At 47.1% G+C, this 19,734-nt stretch carries 19 protein-coding genes; 4 read left to right on the forward strand and 15 right to left on the reverse strand.

The window, feature by feature from the left end; translation table 11 throughout:
- Positions 1-58: 58 nt before the first annotated feature.
- The 8 genes from JNUCC31_RS02130 to JNUCC31_RS02165 form a co-directional block, all read right to left on the reverse strand.
- Complete coding sequence (locus JNUCC31_RS02130) at positions 59-1,111, reverse strand: leucine-rich repeat domain-containing protein (RefSeq protein ID WP_192268132.1); 1,053 nt, start codon at positions 1,109-1,111, stop codon at positions 59-61.
- A 53-nt stretch (positions 1,112-1,164) separates the two neighbouring features.
- Positions 1,165-1,425 (reverse strand): hypothetical protein, encoded by a 261-nt coding sequence (locus JNUCC31_RS33065; RefSeq protein WP_228469449.1) that lies wholly within the window; start codon positions 1,423-1,425, stop codon positions 1,165-1,167.
- 204 nt (positions 1,426-1,629) lie between these two features.
- Positions 1,630-2,241, reverse strand: coding sequence for an SMI1/KNR4 family protein (locus JNUCC31_RS02140; protein ID WP_228469450.1), 612 nt, complete (start codon positions 2,239-2,241; stop codon positions 1,630-1,632).
- 93 nt (positions 2,242-2,334) lie between these two features.
- Entirely contained in the window at positions 2,335-3,636 is a 1,302-nt protein-coding gene (locus JNUCC31_RS02145) for a hypothetical protein (protein ID WP_192268136.1), read from the reverse strand.
- A gap of 3 nt (positions 3,637-3,639) precedes the next feature.
- Positions 3,640-4,461, reverse strand: a complete 822-nt coding sequence (locus JNUCC31_RS02150; protein WP_228469452.1) for an SMI1/KNR4 family protein — start codon at positions 4,459-4,461, stop codon at positions 3,640-3,642.
- 49 nt (positions 4,462-4,510) lie between these two features.
- Positions 4,511-5,068 carry a hypothetical protein gene (locus JNUCC31_RS02155; RefSeq protein WP_192268140.1) on the reverse strand — a complete coding sequence of 186 codons (558 nt, stop codon included), beginning with the start codon at positions 5,066-5,068 and terminating at the stop codon, positions 4,511-4,513.
- Positions 5,065-5,724, reverse strand: coding sequence for a hypothetical protein (locus tag JNUCC31_RS02160; RefSeq protein WP_323374357.1), 660 nt, complete (start codon positions 5,722-5,724; stop codon positions 5,065-5,067). Before JNUCC31_RS02160 ends, JNUCC31_RS02155 begins: the two co-directional genes overlap by 4 nt.
- Positions 5,725-5,752: 28 nt before the next feature.
- Positions 5,753-6,361, reverse strand: coding sequence for a hypothetical protein (locus JNUCC31_RS02165; protein ID WP_192268142.1), 609 nt, complete (start codon positions 6,359-6,361; stop codon positions 5,753-5,755).
- Between the two features lie 291 nt (positions 6,362-6,652).
- Here JNUCC31_RS02165 and JNUCC31_RS02170 point away from each other — a divergent pair, with 291 nt between their 5' ends.
- The 3 genes from JNUCC31_RS02170 to JNUCC31_RS02180 all read left to right on the forward strand — a co-directional run bounded on the left by JNUCC31_RS02170 (position 6,653) and on the right by JNUCC31_RS02180 (position 8,936).
- Positions 6,653-7,654, forward strand: a complete 1,002-nt coding sequence (locus tag JNUCC31_RS02170; protein WP_192268144.1) for a multicopper oxidase domain-containing protein — start codon at positions 6,653-6,655, stop codon at positions 7,652-7,654.
- A 134-nt stretch (positions 7,655-7,788) separates the two neighbouring features.
- The gene (locus JNUCC31_RS02175; RefSeq protein ID WP_192268146.1) at positions 7,789-8,391 is read left to right on the forward strand and encodes a Crp/Fnr family transcriptional regulator; all 603 of its coding nucleotides are present in this window, start codon (positions 7,789-7,791) and stop codon (positions 8,389-8,391) included.
- Between the two features lie 119 nt (positions 8,392-8,510).
- Positions 8,511-8,936 (forward strand): YlbF/YmcA family competence regulator, encoded by a 426-nt coding sequence (locus JNUCC31_RS02180; protein WP_192268148.1) that lies wholly within the window; start codon positions 8,511-8,513, stop codon positions 8,934-8,936.
- Between the two features lie 88 nt (positions 8,937-9,024).
- On the opposite strand, the gene JNUCC31_RS02185 is transcribed toward JNUCC31_RS02180, so the two are convergent.
- Both JNUCC31_RS02185 and JNUCC31_RS02190 read right to left on the reverse strand, forming a co-directional pair.
- The gene (locus JNUCC31_RS02185) at positions 9,025-9,756 is read right to left on the reverse strand and encodes a ZIP family metal transporter (protein ID WP_192268150.1); all 732 of its coding nucleotides are present in this window, start codon (positions 9,754-9,756) and stop codon (positions 9,025-9,027) included.
- A gap of 193 nt (positions 9,757-9,949) precedes the next feature.
- Positions 9,950-10,672, reverse strand: coding sequence for a YwiC-like family protein (locus JNUCC31_RS02190; RefSeq protein WP_228469454.1), 723 nt, complete (start codon positions 10,670-10,672; stop codon positions 9,950-9,952).
- 49 nt (positions 10,673-10,721) lie between these two features.
- Between JNUCC31_RS02190 and JNUCC31_RS02195 the strand changes: the two genes are divergently transcribed.
- Positions 10,722-11,423, forward strand: a complete 702-nt coding sequence (locus JNUCC31_RS02195; RefSeq protein WP_192268154.1) for a Crp/Fnr family transcriptional regulator — start codon at positions 10,722-10,724, stop codon at positions 11,421-11,423.
- Between the two features lie 145 nt (positions 11,424-11,568).
- Here the strand turns inward: JNUCC31_RS02195 and JNUCC31_RS02200 are convergent, their stop codons facing one another.
- The 5 genes from JNUCC31_RS02200 to JNUCC31_RS02220 are packed head-to-tail and all read right to left on the reverse strand — an operon-like array spanning position 11,569 to position 19,691.
- Positions 11,569-13,083, reverse strand: coding sequence for a nitrate/nitrite transporter (locus tag JNUCC31_RS02200; RefSeq protein ID WP_192268156.1), 1,515 nt, complete (start codon positions 13,081-13,083; stop codon positions 11,569-11,571).
- Positions 13,084-13,809: a respiratory nitrate reductase subunit gamma gene (gene narI / locus JNUCC31_RS02205; RefSeq protein ID WP_192268158.1), complete on the reverse strand. Its 726-nt coding sequence runs from the start codon at positions 13,807-13,809 to the stop codon at positions 13,084-13,086. It abuts the gene before it with no gap.
- Positions 13,806-14,456, reverse strand: a complete 651-nt coding sequence (gene narJ, locus JNUCC31_RS02210) for a nitrate reductase molybdenum cofactor assembly chaperone (RefSeq protein WP_192268160.1) — start codon at positions 14,454-14,456, stop codon at positions 13,806-13,808. Before narJ ends, narI begins: the two co-directional genes overlap by 4 nt.
- 23 nt (positions 14,457-14,479) lie before the next feature.
- A complete protein-coding gene (gene narH / locus JNUCC31_RS02215; protein WP_192268162.1) occupies positions 14,480-15,949 on the reverse strand; it encodes a nitrate reductase subunit beta in 1,470 nt (489 codons plus the stop codon).
- Complete coding sequence (locus tag JNUCC31_RS02220) at positions 15,939-19,691, reverse strand: nitrate reductase subunit alpha (protein WP_192268164.1); 3,753 nt, start codon at positions 19,689-19,691, stop codon at positions 15,939-15,941. The genes narH and JNUCC31_RS02220 overlap by 11 nt, the downstream gene beginning before the upstream one ends.
- Positions 19,692-19,734 lie beyond the last annotated feature (43 nt).

Raw genomic sequence — 19,734 nt, forward strand, 5'->3', positions numbered from 1 at the left:
TGAAGGTTTGCTGATCCCAAAGAACCCTGACAAAGGAGGCCTTATCAGGGGTTTTTCGTTATTCATTTTCTTCTTCCGCCAAAGTCTCTTTCCAACCGATGCCCACGGGTGTATTGGTCAAGTCCACGTGCTGCAACCAATTCATCCGCGAAACGACATCAGGAGTCTCTTCAATTAAGCTATTCGTCACACCTAGATAACGCAGATTCTTCAGCTTCTCCAGCTCAGGAGGAAGAACACGTATCCCAGAATAAGCAATGTTTAAACTTACTAATTCGGTCAGTTCTCCTATCTCCGCAGGAATGGAATCAAAACTAAGCTCTGATTTGGACTTTGGTTTCCATCCCGGCACCACACGGTCAGAACTTCCACAATAAATCGTTAGTCTCTGTAACTGCTTTAACTGTCTGATCCCCTTAGGAATGCACTCCAGATCAGCCGTCATAATTTCCAATTCTTCCAGTGTGGTCAATTCAAATAAAGCCAGGGGAAGCTTAAATACATCCTGCTCAAATATCTCAAGTTTCTTCACATGCTTTAGTTCCCGAATCCGTTCCGGAATCTCGGTCAAATGATGGGAGCAGATCTGGAGAACATCGGTCTGATGATTGATCGCATCGTCCAGATAACTTTCAAATTCACGATGCCTATCCAACCTGAAAAACAAGCCAGGTATCCTTTCCATCAAGTCGCTAGCCTCTTCTTGGGTAATATGCATTCCATATATATTCTCATGTGCAACGTTAAAGAAATAATCACTTCCATCCTGCTTCAAAAAACAAAGATCATCTGGCAGTGATGGATACAACCAGTCATGAAAACGATTTGCTTCTTCCTTAAGGATCTGACCCGATTCCGGCGTGCAGCGATATATGTAATAAATCCCCTCTGAATACATGGCTCCACTCTGCATCATCATTTCTTCCATCGTACAGCTTTCAATAAGATGAGGCTGGAGTCTTCCCAATACTTTGGAAACCCTTGGTGGTTCGTCTTCATTGTACCGTCGTCTGTCAACTAGTAAAAAACGATCAGTCTTCTTGATTAATTCGTCAATTAATTGTTCATAGGCAGAGCCTCTTGGATCGGTATGAAAAAAAACGGTCAACACTCATCTCCCTCTCTGCGCTTGCATCCTTATATTGAATCCTTTGTATCATCTATTTACATCTTGGCATAGGCTGATATCATCAATCGAGTCATTGGAGGCATGCAGCATGGTATACGGACCTGGTTCTGTTTCATCCCCGCAATCAGCGGGTTATCCTTACCCTTATTATCCACCAGCACCCTATCCCTACCCTTATCCATATCCATATCCATATCCGCCCATCGTCCCGTTTCCACTACCATTCCCGATAGGCGGACCTTGGTGGCATGGTGGCTATCCGGGTGGCGGTTACCCAGGCGGACCACACGGCCCATACCCTGGAGGTGGCTATCCAGGCGGTCCTCATGGTGGAGGACCTGGAGGACCTGGGGGTCCTGGCGGAGATTTCCACGGCCATCGTTTCTTTTAATGATAATATGAGCAATACAGGAGCTGCTATCGGCAGCTCCTGTCCTTATTCAACTTTCTTTTAAAACACCTAAAGATGATGTCCTTCTTTCATAAAGCATTCTACCTGCTCAATACTCAATTTCATCCATGATCCTTAGATTCCGAGTGGACATTTCCAGCAATTCTGTAAATGTATCTGTCAAATAATAAACAAAGTCCGGATCATGCACATACATAATAATCTGTCCATAGTTCCCCTGTTCTGCCGGATCAAAATCAAGCATCAAATACAGGGAACCCCCGGCCATCGTTGCAAAAGGAATCCATTGTTTATGAAATAAATACGGCTTGATTTCCGGGTCCAGCTTACTGATCTCTTCCGCGGAATAGTACTCATCCAGTTTCATGTCTGCTTCACAAAAGTATTGTTTGGTTTCACGTATGTCCTCCAGTGACATCAGATAAAACGGGGTACACTCTTCTTTTTCCGCATCGCCTGGATACAAGATATGAAATGCATAACCACTGCCATCCTTACGCTGATAGAAGGCCCGAAAATCTTCCGGCAGCCGGACACCATATTCCGTTTCAAATGCGGTTAGGTATTGCTCGGAAGCACCCTCCCGATGCTGGTATTCCTCGTATAATTGCCGAATTTCGTCATCTTGGATTTTTTCGTTCAGAAGCTCATTCAGCGTGTTGAACAAGTCATTCCATCTTGCGGTGTTCTCATGTGTCACGAAGCTTCATCTCCTTCTTCACTCAGCTCTGCCGGTTCCCACACATATTCCTGCTAATTTTTCGGTTAAATCCGTCATTCTGTACGTCGGATATTACCAGCGCACAGGTTCTTCTCCGCGCCATAACACATAACGCTCCAACTCACGGAGGGTTCCTGTGCCAATGCCATACTCATCCATCTTATCGGAATGCAGATCAAGGATGTGCAGCATGCCTCCAAACGTACCCACGGCGAGCTTCGACTGATCAGTAGAAACGACAAGGGAATAGATGGTGCCGCCTACAAAATGTCTCCACACTTCCTGTCCGTTACCATTCACGCAATATAAATATCCGTATGCATCCCCAAGCACCATGCCTGCATCTATCTCTACAGCAGCGTAAACGCGGGCATTCTCATCCATTACAGGCCAATCTTCTTTACTCTCATTACTATCAATCGTTTCCAACTGAACTTGTATCGTAGCACCGTTATAAAAGTGACATGCATTAAACCATACCTTCGAGCTATCGGTGGTGAACACTGCATAATGAGGATAGCTGGATTCAGGATAAAGTGAATACGTCTTATTCTGTTTTCGATCCAGGACCATATGGTTGCTCACCTGGCTGCCGTAGGCAATCCAGCGACCATCACGCGAGACCGCTGCATGACCCATATCAATCTGTGTGTCTTCCAACTCATATTCTTCAATCTCTGCAAGATCCGGATGCAGCAGGGATACCTGGTCTTGCTCAAGCAGATAGATCCCATAATTGGAGAAGATAAGAACGGATTTTCCTGTATTAAACGGAATGAGTCCTTCAAGTGTACGCTCCGGGTGCTCACAGTCAGCAAGGGATTCGATACGCGGCAAAGCCTGCTGAATACTGGATTGAATATCTTCCCAACGATACACTGCGAGCTCTTGTCCCTCCAGATGGCGATCAGGTTGTCTAATGACACGAATAGTTTCAGGTCCGGCAAGGGCATAGTCCATCCCATCCGGTGAACAGCCTGCGAAGGTATACTGGGAGAAAGGTACACATCCATGTACATTAGCCGTGTACACACAACCATTCTCTGTAAAGGCACCGAGCGAAAATACCAATGTGTCCACATTCAAATAGCCAACCACGCGTATAGCCTGCATGTAGGATTGAAAATGTTCATTCAATGGCCATGTTGCAGCAGGCAATTCCAGCCGGAGCCGTTCCAAATCTCCTTGAAGATTGGCTTGCTTCACCATCTCCCACACTTCAGTGCTGATCTGGGCTCTGGCATCCTCCGCAAGTTCCATTTCATCCAGCTGCTCTCCCGCCATGCCTCTTCGCACAAAGGCATTCACATCCCTTGCATACCGTTTGCCTTCATTACGCCATGATTCCGCAATTTCTTCGTTTATCCAACTCAATGGTTATTCCTCCCCTCCGCCTCTATTCAAAGCCGTACACTGATGTGCCAACAAAAAAAGATTAATCTCATGATCCATCGCCCCTTCGCCTCCATCCATTTCTTCATAGAAGAGCGCAATTTCTCGTCCATTCGCATAATTAAAACGCAAATATCCGCCCATGGAAGCCATAAACAGCTTACACATATATTCATTTTCTAGCACGGCATCCCACTTGAATCTCGCTTTGCACAAATCAGCCAGTTCTTTCATGAAGCCTTCACGCGTGGTGTTAGCCAAGTGGTAAAATGTGTGGTTTCGCAGTTCATTCCAGGGTTCAAAATAGGCTGGGGTCAGCGGTTTATCCTGATGGTAATAGGTGCAATAGATCCGGTTCAGCGTCTCTGCAAAATCAGCTTCAGGACATGTCCACAGGATGATATTCTCATCATGACGCGGGAGCCATAACAATCCCTCCACGTCTGGATGAACTGCCAGGAAATCCCCATCCACCGAACTGCCAATACTGATACACTCTTGAAGCTGATCTTGAGTGACCGGTGTATCCTCCGTATGCATCCAAAAATCATATTCAGCAAAAGGTTTCAATACCTCCTGATCCGGCCGCTGCACATTCATCCAGCCTGTGTACGTCCCTTCCCCGTATTGTTCCAGCCATTTTCGATAAGAGGAAGGCAACGAGATGGAATGCTGTTTTTCAAATTGATCCAATTCCTCAGCGGGTACGGGTTTAAACGTACGGGTTACCATATACATTTCACGACATCTCCCTACGATCCGTTCGATCAGTTCGTTCAATTCATTCCGTTCATGAAGATCGTTCACTCTATATCCGAACGTGATAATTCATTCAATCCTTCGGCAAATCAATCAGCTATGCCCGTTCTTCCTGCACTATTTCGGTCACGACACCCTTGCGGTTTACAATGCTAATGGCAAAGGCATCATAGCCGTCACGTTTCACTTGCTCAAAATCCATGCTCTCTCCCGTAATTAGTTCGTATTTTCCGTCTTCATCCACATCTTCTCCAAACTCTTCATCCCACGGCACGTTGTAAAAAGCAGATAGCTGTACTTCAAATATATCTTCTCCTTCAACGTCCAAATAAGGTCGCAGAGGCCTGTTGTTCAGGTCCTCCTCCGGATAGGTCTCGCATAACATGGCATCATAACCGTGTTTGGCTGCATCGATCAACAAGTATCGTTCTCCGGTTACGGTGTGCTCCGCATATACGATGAGCGGTGTCGAATCATGCCAGGTTATCAGATCATCCTCGGTTAAGTCACCATAATAAAAGATATGGAACTTGTCATGGCCATCCCTCGTTTGCAACTTGCCTTTCCATTCCACTTCATGAGTCTGAACATCCCGAATTCCCTGAACCACCCCTTCCAAATATGCAGGTCCTTTATGTACACCAAACAAATTCATGATCTCGCCTCCAGTTTATTCATTCGAATGGTTACGACTTTATGTTCTTCATCGACGTCCAGCTTCACATCGATATTCAACTTATCATGGAACAATGTCGTAACGTTGATATAAGGATCACGAGCAGCTTCGCTGCCTCCATTGGTAGAACGACTCATTCCCTGATGAATAATGGATTGGACCAGCTGTCCATCCCCTTTTCCGGTATTTTGATAACTATAAATCACCTCTTTATCCTGATTATAAAAATGTAACACCGTTGTAAAATCTTTGGCATTGGTATATTGCTTTTCGGTTTTTACATATTCGTTTTCTGTGGATTGATAGCTGATCGTTCCCGCCAGATAGGGATTGTCTTCACTGGGTTTAATATCAAACTCCTGATAGGCGATGCGAAAAAGGTATTGGATATGACTCATATCGACCCGGTAATATAACTGACGGTTGTCTTCCTCCTTATCCATGGCAGCGAAACTATTGATGAGCGGCAAGGCATCATAAGATTTGCCGTTCACGTCCACAGCGAGAGCATAGTCGGACAGTACCTTTTCTTTTTGAAACACACCATACGTCTGTAAAATAAAATAGGCCGGAATGAGTAATATGCCTATAATTACCGCAAATATCGTGATCTTTAGACGAACTTTCATCATCATCCTCCTTAGCGACCCGCGTTCTACCGGTTCATCCTGTCGTGTGCTGAAGTTTGGTCAACGTGCGGACCACCAACTCCCTGTTCTTGGCGTTCTTGATATACGCAGGGATGGTATGTGAAGCCGTCTTCAAAGGTACAATTCCAGGTTTCACGCGCAATTCGGCCGAAATATACGAAATCAGATAATTTAAATGCGCCCGATTAACGGCCCATACCATCTTTCCTCTGATATAGTCTAAAAAATACAATTCCATTTTAAATATAGGATCTCGTCCGTCTCGAATATCGGGATAATACCCTCTATATACTGGCTTTTTATGTAATACGACATGATTGACACTTCCACAATGCGGGCATTCGATATGCGATGATTTGTGGGACGTCTTTTTCTCATCTGTCACTTCAACATTGAACCAGCGTTCACATTGGACACAATTGCTCTTGGCTTTATACTGATATTCCGTCTCATGAACTCCGTGAGCGAAACATTGTGAACATTTCCATGCCAGGTGACCATCTTGGTTTAATATATAGGCATGACCACCGCAGCATTTGCATTTTACATCCACCTGCTCGCACCGCCGAAGAACAGCGTAGAAGCTGTATTTATATGCCCCTTCGTCTTCGAAACGTTTCATTCCGAGCCCACCTCCCTCTGATTTCTCGATCTCCCTTCACATGAAGTATGACCGAATCGAAACAATCAACATTTCCCAATTGCTATCTAAAATTATATGAAACTCTGCTGCTTTTCACAAGAAACCTCCACCAGAAAGATCATCGTATGCACCAAAAAATGACGTAATAAAGTGTGTTTCGCATCACACCAGACCTCGGCTCAATGTCGTAATCTAAACCTATATTCAAAAGAAATATATTCGTTTCATTTTATTTGTGAAAAATATTACTTGATTAAGGTTGTGTTCTCCATGTTCTCTTTGTCAAATCATGTATCCAAGGTTTCGATAATGCTTGTTGTATTCACTTCTGTACTCTCACATTGCAGTTCTTCCGAAACCATTAAACCTGCTCAGCACAGTGAAGTCCCCTCTACCGGGGTCAATCAACCAAGTCAGCCGCCAGTGGATCCGGTCATTCGCAGGGAAGGCACCACAGTATATATTGAGATGACTGCTCAAGTAACGGATATCGAAATCTCGGAAGGCGTCATGTATAACGCTTGGACGTTTAATGGTACAGCCCCCGGGCCGGTACTTCGTGTGACTGAGGGAGATACCCTGATATTCACGCTAAAAAACAAAGATTCCAGCCTGCCTCACTCTATGGATTTTCATGCTGTTCATGCTTCACCCAGCAGCAAATTCATCGATGTCATGCCGGGTGAGGAAGGTACTTTCACCTACGCAACTTCCTCACCTGGCGTATTTATGTACCACTGCGGGACAAAACCGGTTCTCGCTCATATTGCCAACGGTATGTATGGCATGATTATTGTTGAACCCAAAGCCGGTTATCCTTCTGATCATCTGATTCATCGTGAGTATACGCTTGTTCAGAGTGAATGGTACAAGGAGCATACTTATGATGCCTTTTTGAACGAAGAACCGGACTATGTTGTGTTCAATGGGAATGATTACGGACTGACCCGTAATCCTCTGCTTGCCAAAGTTGGAGATACCGTTCGCCTCTATGTAAGCAATGCCGGACCGAACGAAGTCTCTTCTTTCCACATTGTTGGTACGATCATGGACCGAGTATATATAGACGGAAATCCCCGAAATATACAATATGGAATGCAGACGGTTATGCTTCCGGCGAGTGGTGGGGCTGTCGTGGAATTTACCGTAACAGAAGAAGGAGATTATCCGATTGTAACGCATCAGTTTAACCATGTATCCAAAGGGGCTTCTGCTGTTCTTCGTGTAACCAAGGATGGCAAAGACCATGGAGGTCAGGCAATGTCACACTGAGACATCCTGACGGGAACTATACATATCCTGGACGATTTGAGGTGAGAGAAGAAATGATCTGTACGCATCAAACTCAAGACCCCTGTTTTCTGAAAGTGCCTCTATTCCAACATCTTGGCCCGGAAGAATCTGCAATGTTGACCTCACTCCTGCATTCCCGCAAGTATGATAAAGGCGAGTATGTCGTTCAGGAAGGTGAACGCTCGGATACGCTGTACATTGTTCATCAGGGATGTGTCAAGTTATCAAAATACGGCCAGAACGGCAAAGAACACATCATCCGTTTCCTGTTTCCGGGTGATTTCTTTGGGCAAGCTGCCCTGTTACACCAGAAACCTCATGATGCGAATGCCGAAATTTTGGAGTCTTCTGCCCTTTGTTCCATGAACAAGCACAACTTTGATCTTCTTCTCGAACAATATCCTAAGCTTGCATATCATTTCCTGCTTGCCGTTTCCGATCTTCTCGGTACGACAGATGAATGGAATAGTGCCCTCAGTTCCATGGATACTGAACAAAAGATAGCAAATTTGCTCTTGTATTTTCATACTCGAAATCATGCACCACATGAGATCCGATTGCCTGTTTTCAAAAAAGACATGGCACTGCTACTGGGCATCACACCCGAAACACTTAGCCGCAAGCTGGCCGCCATGCAGAAACAGGGACTGCTCCAGGTTACAGGAAATTGCATTCTGATTCTTCAACTGGAGCAACTTAAGGAAAAGATTCAATAATGAAGAAGTCTATCTAACTCCGTGCACGTTTCATATTTAACATTGAATGTGAGTAACGTCACAGTACGCATTCCCGTTCCATTATACAGTTAAGAAAAGCTCTGCAGGAGGTTGACGATATGAGTACGATTGTAAAATTGGACAAACAGATCATCATGCACAAAATGCAGGAGTTATGCTCACTCCTATTACAAGATGAAGGCTACAAAGAGATGCGCGACATGATAGATCAGTTTGCCGCAGATGAGCAGGCCACAGCGCAATACGAACGGTTTATGGAGAAACATCAGGCTTTGGAGGAAAAAGAACGGCAAAACATCGAACTGCTTGCATCCGAAATTCAGGTGTATGAAGAGGAAGAACGTGCGCTGTATGATCATCCGCTCATTCGCAGATTCATATATGCACAACGCGAATTTAGCCAGCTGCATCAGCAGATCAGCCACTATTTCACAAAATCCGTTGAGTTGAACCGTTTACCCGAACCGAAGGAACTACACAAGGAAGCATGCGGTTGTGGAGGAAACTGTTCCGGTGGACACTAGAATCTTACATTGAACGCAAAAATAAGAGTATCCATGATCAGCTCATGATCTGAATGGATACTCTTGTTTGCACTTCCATATCTCATCGTTATAAATCAAGCAAAAGTGATACCAGCAATCCCATGGAAGCAATAAATCCTACTACGGGACCACCCTCTTCAAAGGCTTCAGGCATCATGGTGGAACAGATCATGGCTATAATTCCTCCACCTGCAAATGCACCAATAGCCGCCCCCATCTCCTTGGGCAGCTGTTCCAGGAACAAATATCCACCCAGGGCTGCCAGCGCGGAGATCAGCAGTACACCCAGCCACATCAACATAATTTTGGATCGTGTATATTTATTACGCTGTAGTCCAACGGTACTGGACAGACCTTCAGGAATGTTGCTGACAAAGATGGAGACGACAAGTACAACGCTGATGCCATTCCCGGTCAGCAGACTTGCCCCAAGCATGATTGATTCCGGAATGGCATCCATAACCGTACCTGCAAAAATGCCAAGCCCACTTTGGTTCGATTCTCCTGTGCCAACCTCTTCTGAACGTTTACGCCCTGCTCCTCCCTTACTGGAAATAAGCAGATCGAACAGCGTATATACAACCGCCCCCGAAGTGAAGCCGATCGCTGTCGGTACAATTCCTCCATCATTCAATGCATCACCAATAAGTTCAAATGCAGCTGCACCGATCAGAGTCCCTGTACCAAAAGCCATAATCCAACCGATGACCCGTTTCGGAATCTTCAGAAACAGCGCCGCAAGCGCCCCAATCACAACCGCTGAGGCGGAGATGCCGCCCCACATGAGCGCAATCCACATCCAAGCCGCCCCCTCTTCTGTTCATTTAGATCTATCCATCCATTAACCCGGGGAATGACTTCAAAAACAGGAAACCGGACGAATGACTGTACGCACCTCATTAAGTCACCCGATCATTTGCAATGAAAAGATACCTTTGTGATTTATATCACCTGTCAGAATCATAAATCACGGTATGATGGAGAGATCAGACTTATAACAGGACAGACCATAACAAAAATTGCACCGAACCAACAATCTCAATGATGCCTACCTTCATGGGACGTAGAGATTTTCCCGCATAAATGAAGGTTCGTGCAGCCGAGTAGATATAAGCCAGTATCATCCATGGATAACCGATCACTGCAGGGATCACTAACAGGAGCAGATGGACCAGACGTGTCAACATTAACCAGCGTTTGTTGGTCCGTTCCCGGAAGACGGATTTCACAAAAAACGTACTTCCTGTAAAATGAAGAAAACAAAACAGAATGACTGCACCCATTTTGATATCCCAGCTGCCGCCGCCAATGAGATAAGCAGCCGCACCTCCGAGAGAGAACATCAACATCGCACAAAGGTCATTGGTCAGTGAGCGTTCCGCTTTGTGCCTGACATGCCAAACGTTCACAAGCAGCAGCCCGCCCAAGACCGGACCGAAGAATAACAGGGAGGATTGTTTAATAATCGGTGGGATCAGACAGATCACGGCTGCCAAACCGTATATTCCGGCCCATCTGTAAAAGCGAGTTCGATTGGACTTTCTTTTCAGAGACTGAAGCATAGGATACGCGGCGAGATAGAGTCCAAGCCAGGCGATAAATAACGGGACATGCAGCCACTGTGGATGGCTCGCGACTACACCTACGAAAAAAGGTACACTAACCATGGCCCATCCGCCATGTTCATGAGGGATAACGATTTTATGATTTGTCACTTCACAGTTAACCTCCTTCATATTAATGACATAGAAAGGACGAGTAGTTATGCGCAGGGAAAACAAAGATACGGCAGCTGAGTTTTTGCAGCAATTCCCCATCTTCCAGGAACTTACCCCGGAGGAACTGAACCAGATAGAGGATATTTCCATTTCCAGAACCATTCACAAAAAAACGGTGATTTTTGCCGAAGGCAGTGAGAAGGAAGCCGTATTTTTCATCCGAACCGGAATCGTTAAAGCTTACAAAACGGACGAAAATGGACATGAACAAATTGTCTCCTTCCTGAAAACAGGCGATATGTTCCCACACACCGGCTTTTTCAACACACATCCCTACCCTGCCACAGCTGAAGCAATCACCCCTACCGAACTTCTTGCCATTCCCGTCAGGCTGTTCGAACGATTAATGCTGAACACGCCGTCGATTGCGATCAAGATCATGCGAGTGCTAGGCGATAAAATACGTGAATTACAGGATAAATTGCAGGTACTCTCCGGTCAGGACGTACGAAACCGTGTGCTTTCCTTCCTGCTGATGTTAGCGGAGCAGCACGGTCAGTCGGATGGTCAGAAAGTCATCATTAACCTGCCCATGACCCATCAAGAGTTTGCCAATTCCATCGGTACAACAAGGGAAACGGCCAATCGTCTCCTGAATCAGCTTACGAAGGAGCAGCTGCTCGAGGTAGATCGCAGCCGAATTATTATTTATGATTTGCAAGGGTTGAAGCAACAAAGAGATACCTGATCGCCCCTCCTCCTCTCCCCTGTGAGCGTAGCGATATCACAGGTTGTGCACCACAATACTTTACACAATACAGTGTGCAAAAGAGACCTTAACGCCTGATACTCCTTGTTAAGGTCTCTTGCTGTATGCATAATCACCCGTACTACTATCTGGCGATCGAGAGATCGGGTTTGCCCATATCACTGAACATGCCCGCGTAATATTTTACTTCGCCAGCTTCGTTACGGATTGCCGTAATACTCAGCCATTCCTGATATATCTCTCCGTTTTTCTTCCGGTTCCATATCTCACCCTGCCAATACCCTTTTTGCCTCAACTCCTGCCATAATTGTTCATAGAAACCTTTATCCTGCTTGCCCGATTTCAGCAGACTTGGCTTCTGTCCAACTGCCTCCTCAGCACTGTAGCCAGTGACCGCAGTAAAGGCTGGGTTCACACTACGAATAACACTGTTTGTATCTGTAATCAATATCGCTTCAATTGTATTCTCCAGAATGCTCGCAGATAACTGAAGCTTCTCCTGATAGAACATCCAGATAACGAGTACCAGACTAACCAATGCGAACTGGGATAAAGCCATGAAACCAATGGCGTAATGTCCAGTCATGCTGTAGAGCAAAGTGAGCATAAGTGGTGGGAAAAACCCACCCAAGCCACCCATGGCGGATATAATGCCGTTAGCGATACCTGGTTGTTTAACGAAATACATTGGCACTAATTTGAAAATGGTACCGTTCCCCGTACCTGCGCACAAAGCCACCGTCAAACACCCGATTGTGTAGATATAGATTGATGGTGCGAAGGATAATACGATCGCGGCGATCGTTAATCCGCCAAAAACAAATATTAATATCTTGAATGGATTAAAACGGTCTCCCAGCCATCCTCCAACCGGCCGCATGATGGTTGCAACGAGAATAAATCCTGCTGTGCGAATCCCTGCATCCACTTTGTCCATCTGAAAGTAGCTGACCAGGAAATTCGGCAAATAAACCGTAAACGCTACGAACGAACCAAAGGTCAGGAAATAGAACAAACAGAGCAGCCATAGTTTATTGTTGCGTGACACCGCCTTCAACTGCTGCATCAATGGAGCGTTAACGCGGGCTTCTTGTTTATCACCCAGAACAAAATTCAGCAACGCCATGCCTATTAACAAAATACTGTATAGCAGAACGGTTGTAGACCACCCCATTCGATCCGCAATAAGCGGGGCTCCGAACGCCGAAAGTGCTGTCCCCAGATTACCAATGCCATAGATTCCGTTGACGAATCCATGTCGCTCTTTGGGATAGTATTTGGGTAGTGAAGTTACACCGACCGAGAAGACAGCTCCTCCAATACCGAGGAACAGACCACCCGTAACCAGGTCACCAAAGGTCGTTGCGCGGCTAATCCACCATATAGGAGCCAATAGCAGCACAAAGCTGATGATGAATATGTTCCGTGCCCCGTATCGATTCGTCCAATAACCAATCGGGATACGGGCGATCGAGCCAATCAATACGGGAATGGCTGTCGCCCATGCAAGCTGAGAGGAGGTCATAGCGATATCCTCTTTGATAAACGGCATCAGGGAGGACAGGATAACCCATACCATGAAGCCAAGGATCAGACTTGCCGTTTGCAAGGGCAGTTGAACTTTTCCTTTGTGCTGCATTTACATCGCCCTTTCTTTTTTTGATTTCTGATCAGGATAAACAGCTCCGTCTCTTCTCCGGTATAACACATAACTGCGTTTCAGATAACCAAGAGGCATGCTCAGCATATGAACCAGACGTGTAAATGGAAAAACGCAGTACAATACAAATGTGAGCAGGATGTGCACTTTAAAATTCAGCGGCACCGTCTGCATCAGAACCGGGTCAGGCTGAAACACCATCAGGCCGCGCAGCCATGGATTGATCGTTGTTCGATAGTCAAATCCACTATGATTCACCGCATTCGCTGAGGTCGCTAGAATCCCGGTTACAATGACAATGATCAGCATGGCGAGTGCCAGCCAGTCACCGATACTGCTTGTTGCCCGCACTCTGCGAGCAACATATCGGCGTACCAGCAATATGACTGCACCTACAAATGCAATAATCCCTGCAGGCAATCCACCTGCAATAGCCATCAGGTGATAGCCTTCGTCACTAAGGCCAATCCACCGATAGAATTCCACGGGAACAAGCAAACCGGCAATGTGCCCACAGATTACAGCAAATATTCCAATATGAAAGAGCAGACTGCCCCATTTCAGCATTCGTTTCTCCAGCATCTCACTGGACTTGGACGTCCAGCTGAAGGGATTGGTCACATATCGCCAGATCGTCGCTGTAATACAGAAAACAATGACCATATAAGGGAGAGCGCCCCACAATAGCAGTTCCAGTGTACTCACCGATTCCCCCTCCTCATCTGAGCTTCCATCTGTTGTCTTGCTTCAGGAAGTTGGCTGTTCTCTTCTCCAGGCTTCGTTGGTGCAGGAGCAGGCTCAAGGATAACCTGTAGCATCAGGCTGAGCAATGGTGCATACGGGCTGCTCTGTCCTGCTATGCTTTCTGTCATCGTGACCAGAGCCTTAAGGCAGCTGGAGAGAACTCCCATTGCATCTTCTTCGGGAGCCTCAGCCACAAATTCAAGTACCATGGGCAAATAATCCGGCAACTCACTAACTTCCATATAAAATCCCGCAGCTTCATATCTGCGCTTCAATTCAATCAACGCCGGGCCCCGATCCCGCTCATCGCCATGTATGGCGTAGGTCAGATACAGATTGGATTTTTTGTCAAAATCAAAAGTACGAACATAGGCATCCTGCCACGGAATGGAACCGGAAGACATGGCTTCATCTACAAACGTCAACAGGATTTGGTTTATCTTTTCATCCGATATTGACTGTACAGCTTCCCGGACACCTGGCAATCCTTCTCTCCACTCCGCATCGGGATATTGCAACAGATAGGAGATGAGTTTACACACCATTCTGTTCAGATCTGTTCCACAACCTAGAGTCGGGCTCGTCACTCCATTAGTATCGATTGGCATCACTGTCGTTGTCTCCTCTCCCATCAGAATACCCCGCAGGAACCCGGACCACCTGCAAAATCAAGTCCACAGCTGCCCTGTTCACTGAAGAGATCCTCCACTTCCTCGCGGTGAGCTGGCGGGATCACAAAACGGTCATTGTATTTCGCTATAGCGAGCAGACGATACATGTCCTCCACTTCCTGAGCATCCATGCCTACACTCTCCAGCAATACCGACTCACTGGTCTTACCCGTCTGCTGATTACGCATGTGAATGCGCATAACTGCCATTTTCCGCAGTACTTCACGGATTCGACCCGTATCTCCTGCCGTAAGCAGATTGGCCAGATATTCCACGGGAATACGCATGTTGTCAATTGCCGGGAAAATATCATTGGCCTCCAGGGAACTTCCCTGTCCCTCTACCCGATTGGTAATCGGACTAAGCGGCGGAATGTACCATACCATTGGCATGGTCCGGTATTCAGGATGAAGCGGGAGCGCAATTTTCCAGTCTATAACCATTTTGTAAATAGGGGACTGCTGGGCCGCAATAATCCAATCCTCTGGGATTCCTGCCTCGCGCGCTTCACGAATAACCTCAGGATCTTTCGGATCAAGAAAAATATCCATCTGGGATTCATAGAGATCCTGGTCATTTTCAACAGAAGCTGCAGCTTCTACACGGTCTGCATCATACAGCATCAAGCCGATATAACGGATACGTCCCACACAGGTTTCGGAACAGATCGTTGGCAGACCCGCTTCAATCCGTGGGAAGCAAAGGGTACATTTCTCGGCCTTGTTCGTCTGCCAGTTGAAGTAGACTTTTTTGTACGGGCAACTCGACACACAAAATCTCCAGGCCCGGCAAGCATTCTGATCTACCAGCACGATGCCGTCTTCTTCCCGTTTGTACATTGCTCCTGAAGGACAGGAGGACACACAGGATGGATTGAGACAGTGTTCACAGATCCGGGGCAGGTACATCATGAACACCTGTTCAAAATCCATTTTGATCGATTCCTCGACATCTTTCATATTAGGATCTTCCATACCTGTTACATGGGCACCCGCCAGATCATCCTCCCAGTTCGGTCCCCATTCCAGATTCATATATTCTCCGGTAATCTGGGATTTCGGTCTTGCAACAGGCTGATGTTTCTTCTCCGGACTATTCGTCAGTTTCTCATACTCATACGTCCACGGCTCGTAATAATCATCGATGGTCGGCTGATCGGGATTGTGGAAAATATTGAGCAGGCGTCTGGTACGTGTGCCCGATTTCAACTCCAGTTTGCCATTTTTTATTTCCCAGCCGCCGCGATAACGCTCCTGGTCCTCCCATTGTTTCGGGTAACCCACACCTGGTTTGGTCTCTACATTGTTCCAGTACATATATTCTGCACCAGGTCGGTTTGTCCACGTGTTTTTGCACGTTACACTGCATGTATGGCACCCGATACATTTGTCCAGATTCATGACCATGCTGACTTGTGCTTTAATCTTCAAGCCAATCCACCTCCTGCAGTTTTCTTATGATGACGTTCAGGTCACGTTGGTTGCCTGTCGGGCCATAATAGTTGAACCCGTAACTTAATTGGGCATAACCGCCGATCATATGGGTGGGTTTCACATGAATACGGGTCGGGCTGTTGTGCGTACCGCCACGTGTCTGTGATATCTTCGTTCCCGGAACGTTAATGTGTCGGTCCTGGGCATGATACATGAACGCCATCCCACGAGGAATGCGGTGTGTCACAACTGCTCGGGCAACCACGACACCGTTACGGTTAAAACATTCGATCCAATCGTTGTCGACCAACCCGGCTTCCTCCGCATCCTCATGGTTCATCCAGATCGTCGGTCCTCCACGGAACAGGGTAAGCATCGGCAGAGCATCATAATACATGCTGTGGATCGACCACTTGTTATGCGGGGTCAGATAGTTGAGAACAATTTCCTTGCCACCTTCAATCGGACGTTTGCTGTTTGGATGGAATGGCGTATGTTTCAACACAGGTTTAAACGTCGCCAGCGTCTCCCCGAACTCACGGAGCATGGCATGATCAATGTAGAACTGCTGTCTACCCGTCAATGTACGCCAAGGAATCAGACGCTCAACGTTAGTGGTGAATGGCGAATATCGACGGCCCCCTTTTTCCGATCCGCTGAATGCAGGTGACGTGATGACCGTTTTCGGTTTCGAAGTAATCTCATCAAATGTAAAGCATTCCTCCGACCGCTCTTCAGCCAGGTCTTTCAGATGCAACGCCGTTTTCTGTTCAAGCGCTTCCCACGCACGTACAGCCATCTTGCCGTTCGTTGTACTCGACAAGGTCAGAATGGCCTCTGCAACATTACGGTCTGTGCTCAGATCCGGACATCCTTGTCCAACACCATCTTTACGGTGAACGCCCAGGATGCTCTTGAGTTTTTCATATTCTTCACTAGCAGACCAGGATATGCCTTTGGTACCAATTGGTTTATCCTTCACAACAGGTCCAAGGCTGATCATTTTGTTATATACGGCAGCATAGTCACGTTCCACGACCTGAATATGCGGCATCGTTTTCCCAGGGATCGCTTCACATTCTCCCGCACTCCAGTCTTTAATCTCTCCGTACGGTTGAGCAAGCTCATCCGGTGAATCATGCAAGAGCGGTGTAGCTATGATCTCCTTCTGCGGCCCATCGAATTGCTGCGCAGCCATCTCGGAGAACACACGCGCAATTTCCTTGAAGGTATCCCAATCGGAACGGGATTCCCACTGTGCGGCTACAGCCGGGTTGAATGGGTGAACAAACGGGTGCATATCCGTACTGCTCAGGTCGCTTTTTTCATACCAGGTCGCTGCTGGCAAAACAATATCGGAATACATCGCTGTACCTGCCATCCGGAAATCCATATTAATCATCAGGTCAAGCTTGCCTTCCGGTGCTTCATCAACCCACTCCACATGCTCTGGACGCAGTCCATGATCGTCATCGTTTAACAATCCGTTCGTTGCACCAAGCAGATGCTTGAGGAAATATTCATGTCCTTTCCCGGAACTTGAGATCAGATTCGCTCTCCATACAAATAACACACGCGGGAAATTCGCTGGATCATCCGGTTGCTCAATCGAGAACTTCAGATTTTTGTTCTGCAATTCAGAGGCTACATAAGCACCAATCTCATCCTTCGTCGTTGCTCCGGCTTGCAATGCATCCTGATGCAGATCAATCGAGTTGCGATTGAATTGTGGATAGGACGGAAGCCAGCCCAGACGTGCAGCCATGACATTATAATCAGCCACATGCTGGAACCGCGGTTCACCCTCAAGCGCCGAGGTCAGCTCTCCTACTTGGGTTTCCTCGTATCTCCACTGATCTGTTGCAAAATAGAAGAACGATGTTCCGTTCTGCAGACGTGCAGGCCCGGTCCAGTCGCGTGCAAAGGCAATCGTCTGCCAGCCTTCAGCTGGACGCAGTTTCTCCTGACCGACATAGTGGGCCCAGCCGCCGCCATTCACACCCTGACAGCCGGTCATCAGGATCAGATTGATAATCGCGCGATAGATTACGTCGGAGTTATACCAGTGGTTAATGCCGGCTCCCATGATGATCATGGAACGACCTTGGGTATCGATCGCATTTTGTGCAAACTCGCGGGCAATCTGAACCACAGTCTTCTGGTCTACACCCGTAATTTTCTCTTGCCAAGCAGGGGTAAAAGGCTGTTCTTGCTGACCATACAACTTCTCCTGCTCTCCGTTGTTCTGCGGACCGCCCTTATCTGCAGCAGATACTACTTCTGTTGCATCCGCAGAACGGGTCATCTCCCGTTCAATGCCGTACTTCGCAAGTACCAGATCGTATACTGTTGTCACTGTAATCCATCTGTCTCCCACCCAGATCTGACGAACAGGGATCTGCCGCTGCATCACATGTTTTCCCTCGTCATCAAAGTATGGCAATTGAATCGTCAACAGATCGTGGTGAACACCGAGCATGGAGAGGCGTGGATCAATCGGATCGCCGTTTTCCACTTGTTCCATTTTCAGATTCCAGGTGCCTTCTTCCCCCCAGCGGAAGCCCAAACTGCCTTTTGGCATCGCATATGTTCCACTGTTCTCATCGTAAACAAGCGTTTTCCATGCCATGTTATTGCCCGTGATGCCCAGGTCTTCCCCAACGAGAAATCGGCCTGCTGTGTGTGCGCCATCTTTTTCTTCCACAATCAGCAGATTTGGAAAGTCGGTATACTGTTTGGCATATTGCATGAAATAGTCCGTAGGTTTTTCAATATAAAACTCTTTCAAGATGACATGACCCATAGCCATCGCCAGAGCGCCGTCCGTTCCTTGTTTTACTGACATCCACGTATCAGCGAATTTCACATACTCCGCATAATCCGGGCTGATCGACACCACTTTCGTTCCCCGATAACGTGCTTCAGCCAGGAAGTGGGCATCCGGTGTCCGAGTCATTGGCAGATTGGAACCCCAAACCAGAATGTATCCCGAGTTGTACCAGTCACTGCTCTCCGGCACATCCGTTTGATCGCCCCAGATCTGAGGTGAAGCCGGAGGGAGATCCGCATACCAGTCATAGAAGCTGAGCAAGGGTGATCCCATCAGGGATAAGAACCGTGATCCTGCTGCATAACTGACCATCGACATGGCAGGAATCGGAGAGAAACCAATAATCCGGTCCGGTCCGTATTGTTTGATCGTATGAATCAGTGAAGCGGCGATAATCTGTGTCACTTCACCCCAGGACGCACGAATCAGACCACCTTTTCCACGTACGGACTTGTATCTTTTCACTTTGACAGGATCATCTGCAATGCTGGACCAGGCTTTGACCGGATCACCATGCACCTGAAGTGCGTCACGCCAAAGATCCAGTAATGCACCGCGTACGTAAGGATGCTTGACACGCAGCGGACTGTACAGATACCAGGAGAAGCTCGCTCCACGTGGACATCCCCGAGGTTCAAATTCTGGCATATCCGGTCCGGTTGAAGGATAATCAGTTGCTTGCGTTTCCCAGGTTACAATCCCATCCTTCACATAAATCTGCCAGCTGCATGAGCCGGTACAGTTGACTCCGTGTGTAGATCGCACCACTTTGTCATGCTGCCAGCGGCGTCGATACACTTCCTCCCAATCCCGGTTCACCGGGGACATTTCACTCCAGCCTTCCGCATTTTTTTCACGTTTGGCGAAATATTTGAGTTTGCCCATCCAGGGCGTGCTTTGCTTACTCATTGTTGTCCTCCCACAAATATGACCTATAGTGTGAATCTGAATC

This window comes from Paenibacillus sp. JNUCC-31 (assembly GCF_014844075.1).
Taxonomy (GTDB): Bacteria; Bacillota; Bacilli; order Paenibacillales; family Paenibacillaceae; genus Paenibacillus.

Excerpts from the sequence above, each read along its gene's own strand:
- JNUCC31_RS33065 (WP_228469449.1), bottom strand. The coding sequence starts at position 1,425 with ATGGGCCGTGTGGTCCGCCTGGGTAACCGCCACCCGGATAGCCACCAT.
- JNUCC31_RS02155 (WP_192268140.1), bottom strand. The coding sequence starts at position 5,068 with ATGAATTTGTTTGGTGTACATAAAGGACCTGCATATTTGGAAGGGGTG.
- JNUCC31_RS02160 (WP_323374357.1), bottom strand. The coding sequence starts at position 5,724 with ATGATGATGAAAGTTCGTCTAAAGATCACGATATTTGCGGTAATTATA.
- JNUCC31_RS02165 (WP_192268142.1), bottom strand. The coding sequence starts at position 6,361 with ATGAAACGTTTCGAAGACGAAGGGGCATATAAATACAGCTTCTACGCT.
- JNUCC31_RS02170 (WP_192268144.1), top strand. The coding sequence starts at position 6,653 with ATGTTCTCTTTGTCAAATCATGTATCCAAGGTTTCGATAATGCTTGTT.
- JNUCC31_RS02175 (WP_192268146.1), top strand. The coding sequence starts at position 7,789 with ATGTTGACCTCACTCCTGCATTCCCGCAAGTATGATAAAGGCGAGTAT.
- JNUCC31_RS02180 (WP_192268148.1), top strand. The coding sequence starts at position 8,511 with ATGAGTACGATTGTAAAATTGGACAAACAGATCATCATGCACAAAATG.
- JNUCC31_RS02185 (WP_192268150.1), bottom strand. The coding sequence starts at position 9,756 with ATGTGGATTGCGCTCATGTGGGGCGGCATCTCCGCCTCAGCGGTTGTG.
- JNUCC31_RS02195 (WP_192268154.1), top strand. The coding sequence starts at position 10,722 with ATGCGCAGGGAAAACAAAGATACGGCAGCTGAGTTTTTGCAGCAATTC.
- JNUCC31_RS02200 (WP_192268156.1), bottom strand. The coding sequence starts at position 13,083 with ATGCAGCACAAAGGAAAAGTTCAACTGCCCTTGCAAACGGCAAGTCTG.
- narJ (WP_192268160.1), bottom strand. The coding sequence starts at position 14,456 with ATGCCAATCGATACTAATGGAGTGACGAGCCCGACTCTAGGTTGTGGA.
- JNUCC31_RS02220 (WP_192268164.1), bottom strand. The coding sequence starts at position 19,691 with ATGAGTAAGCAAAGCACGCCCTGGATGGGCAAACTCAAATATTTCGCC.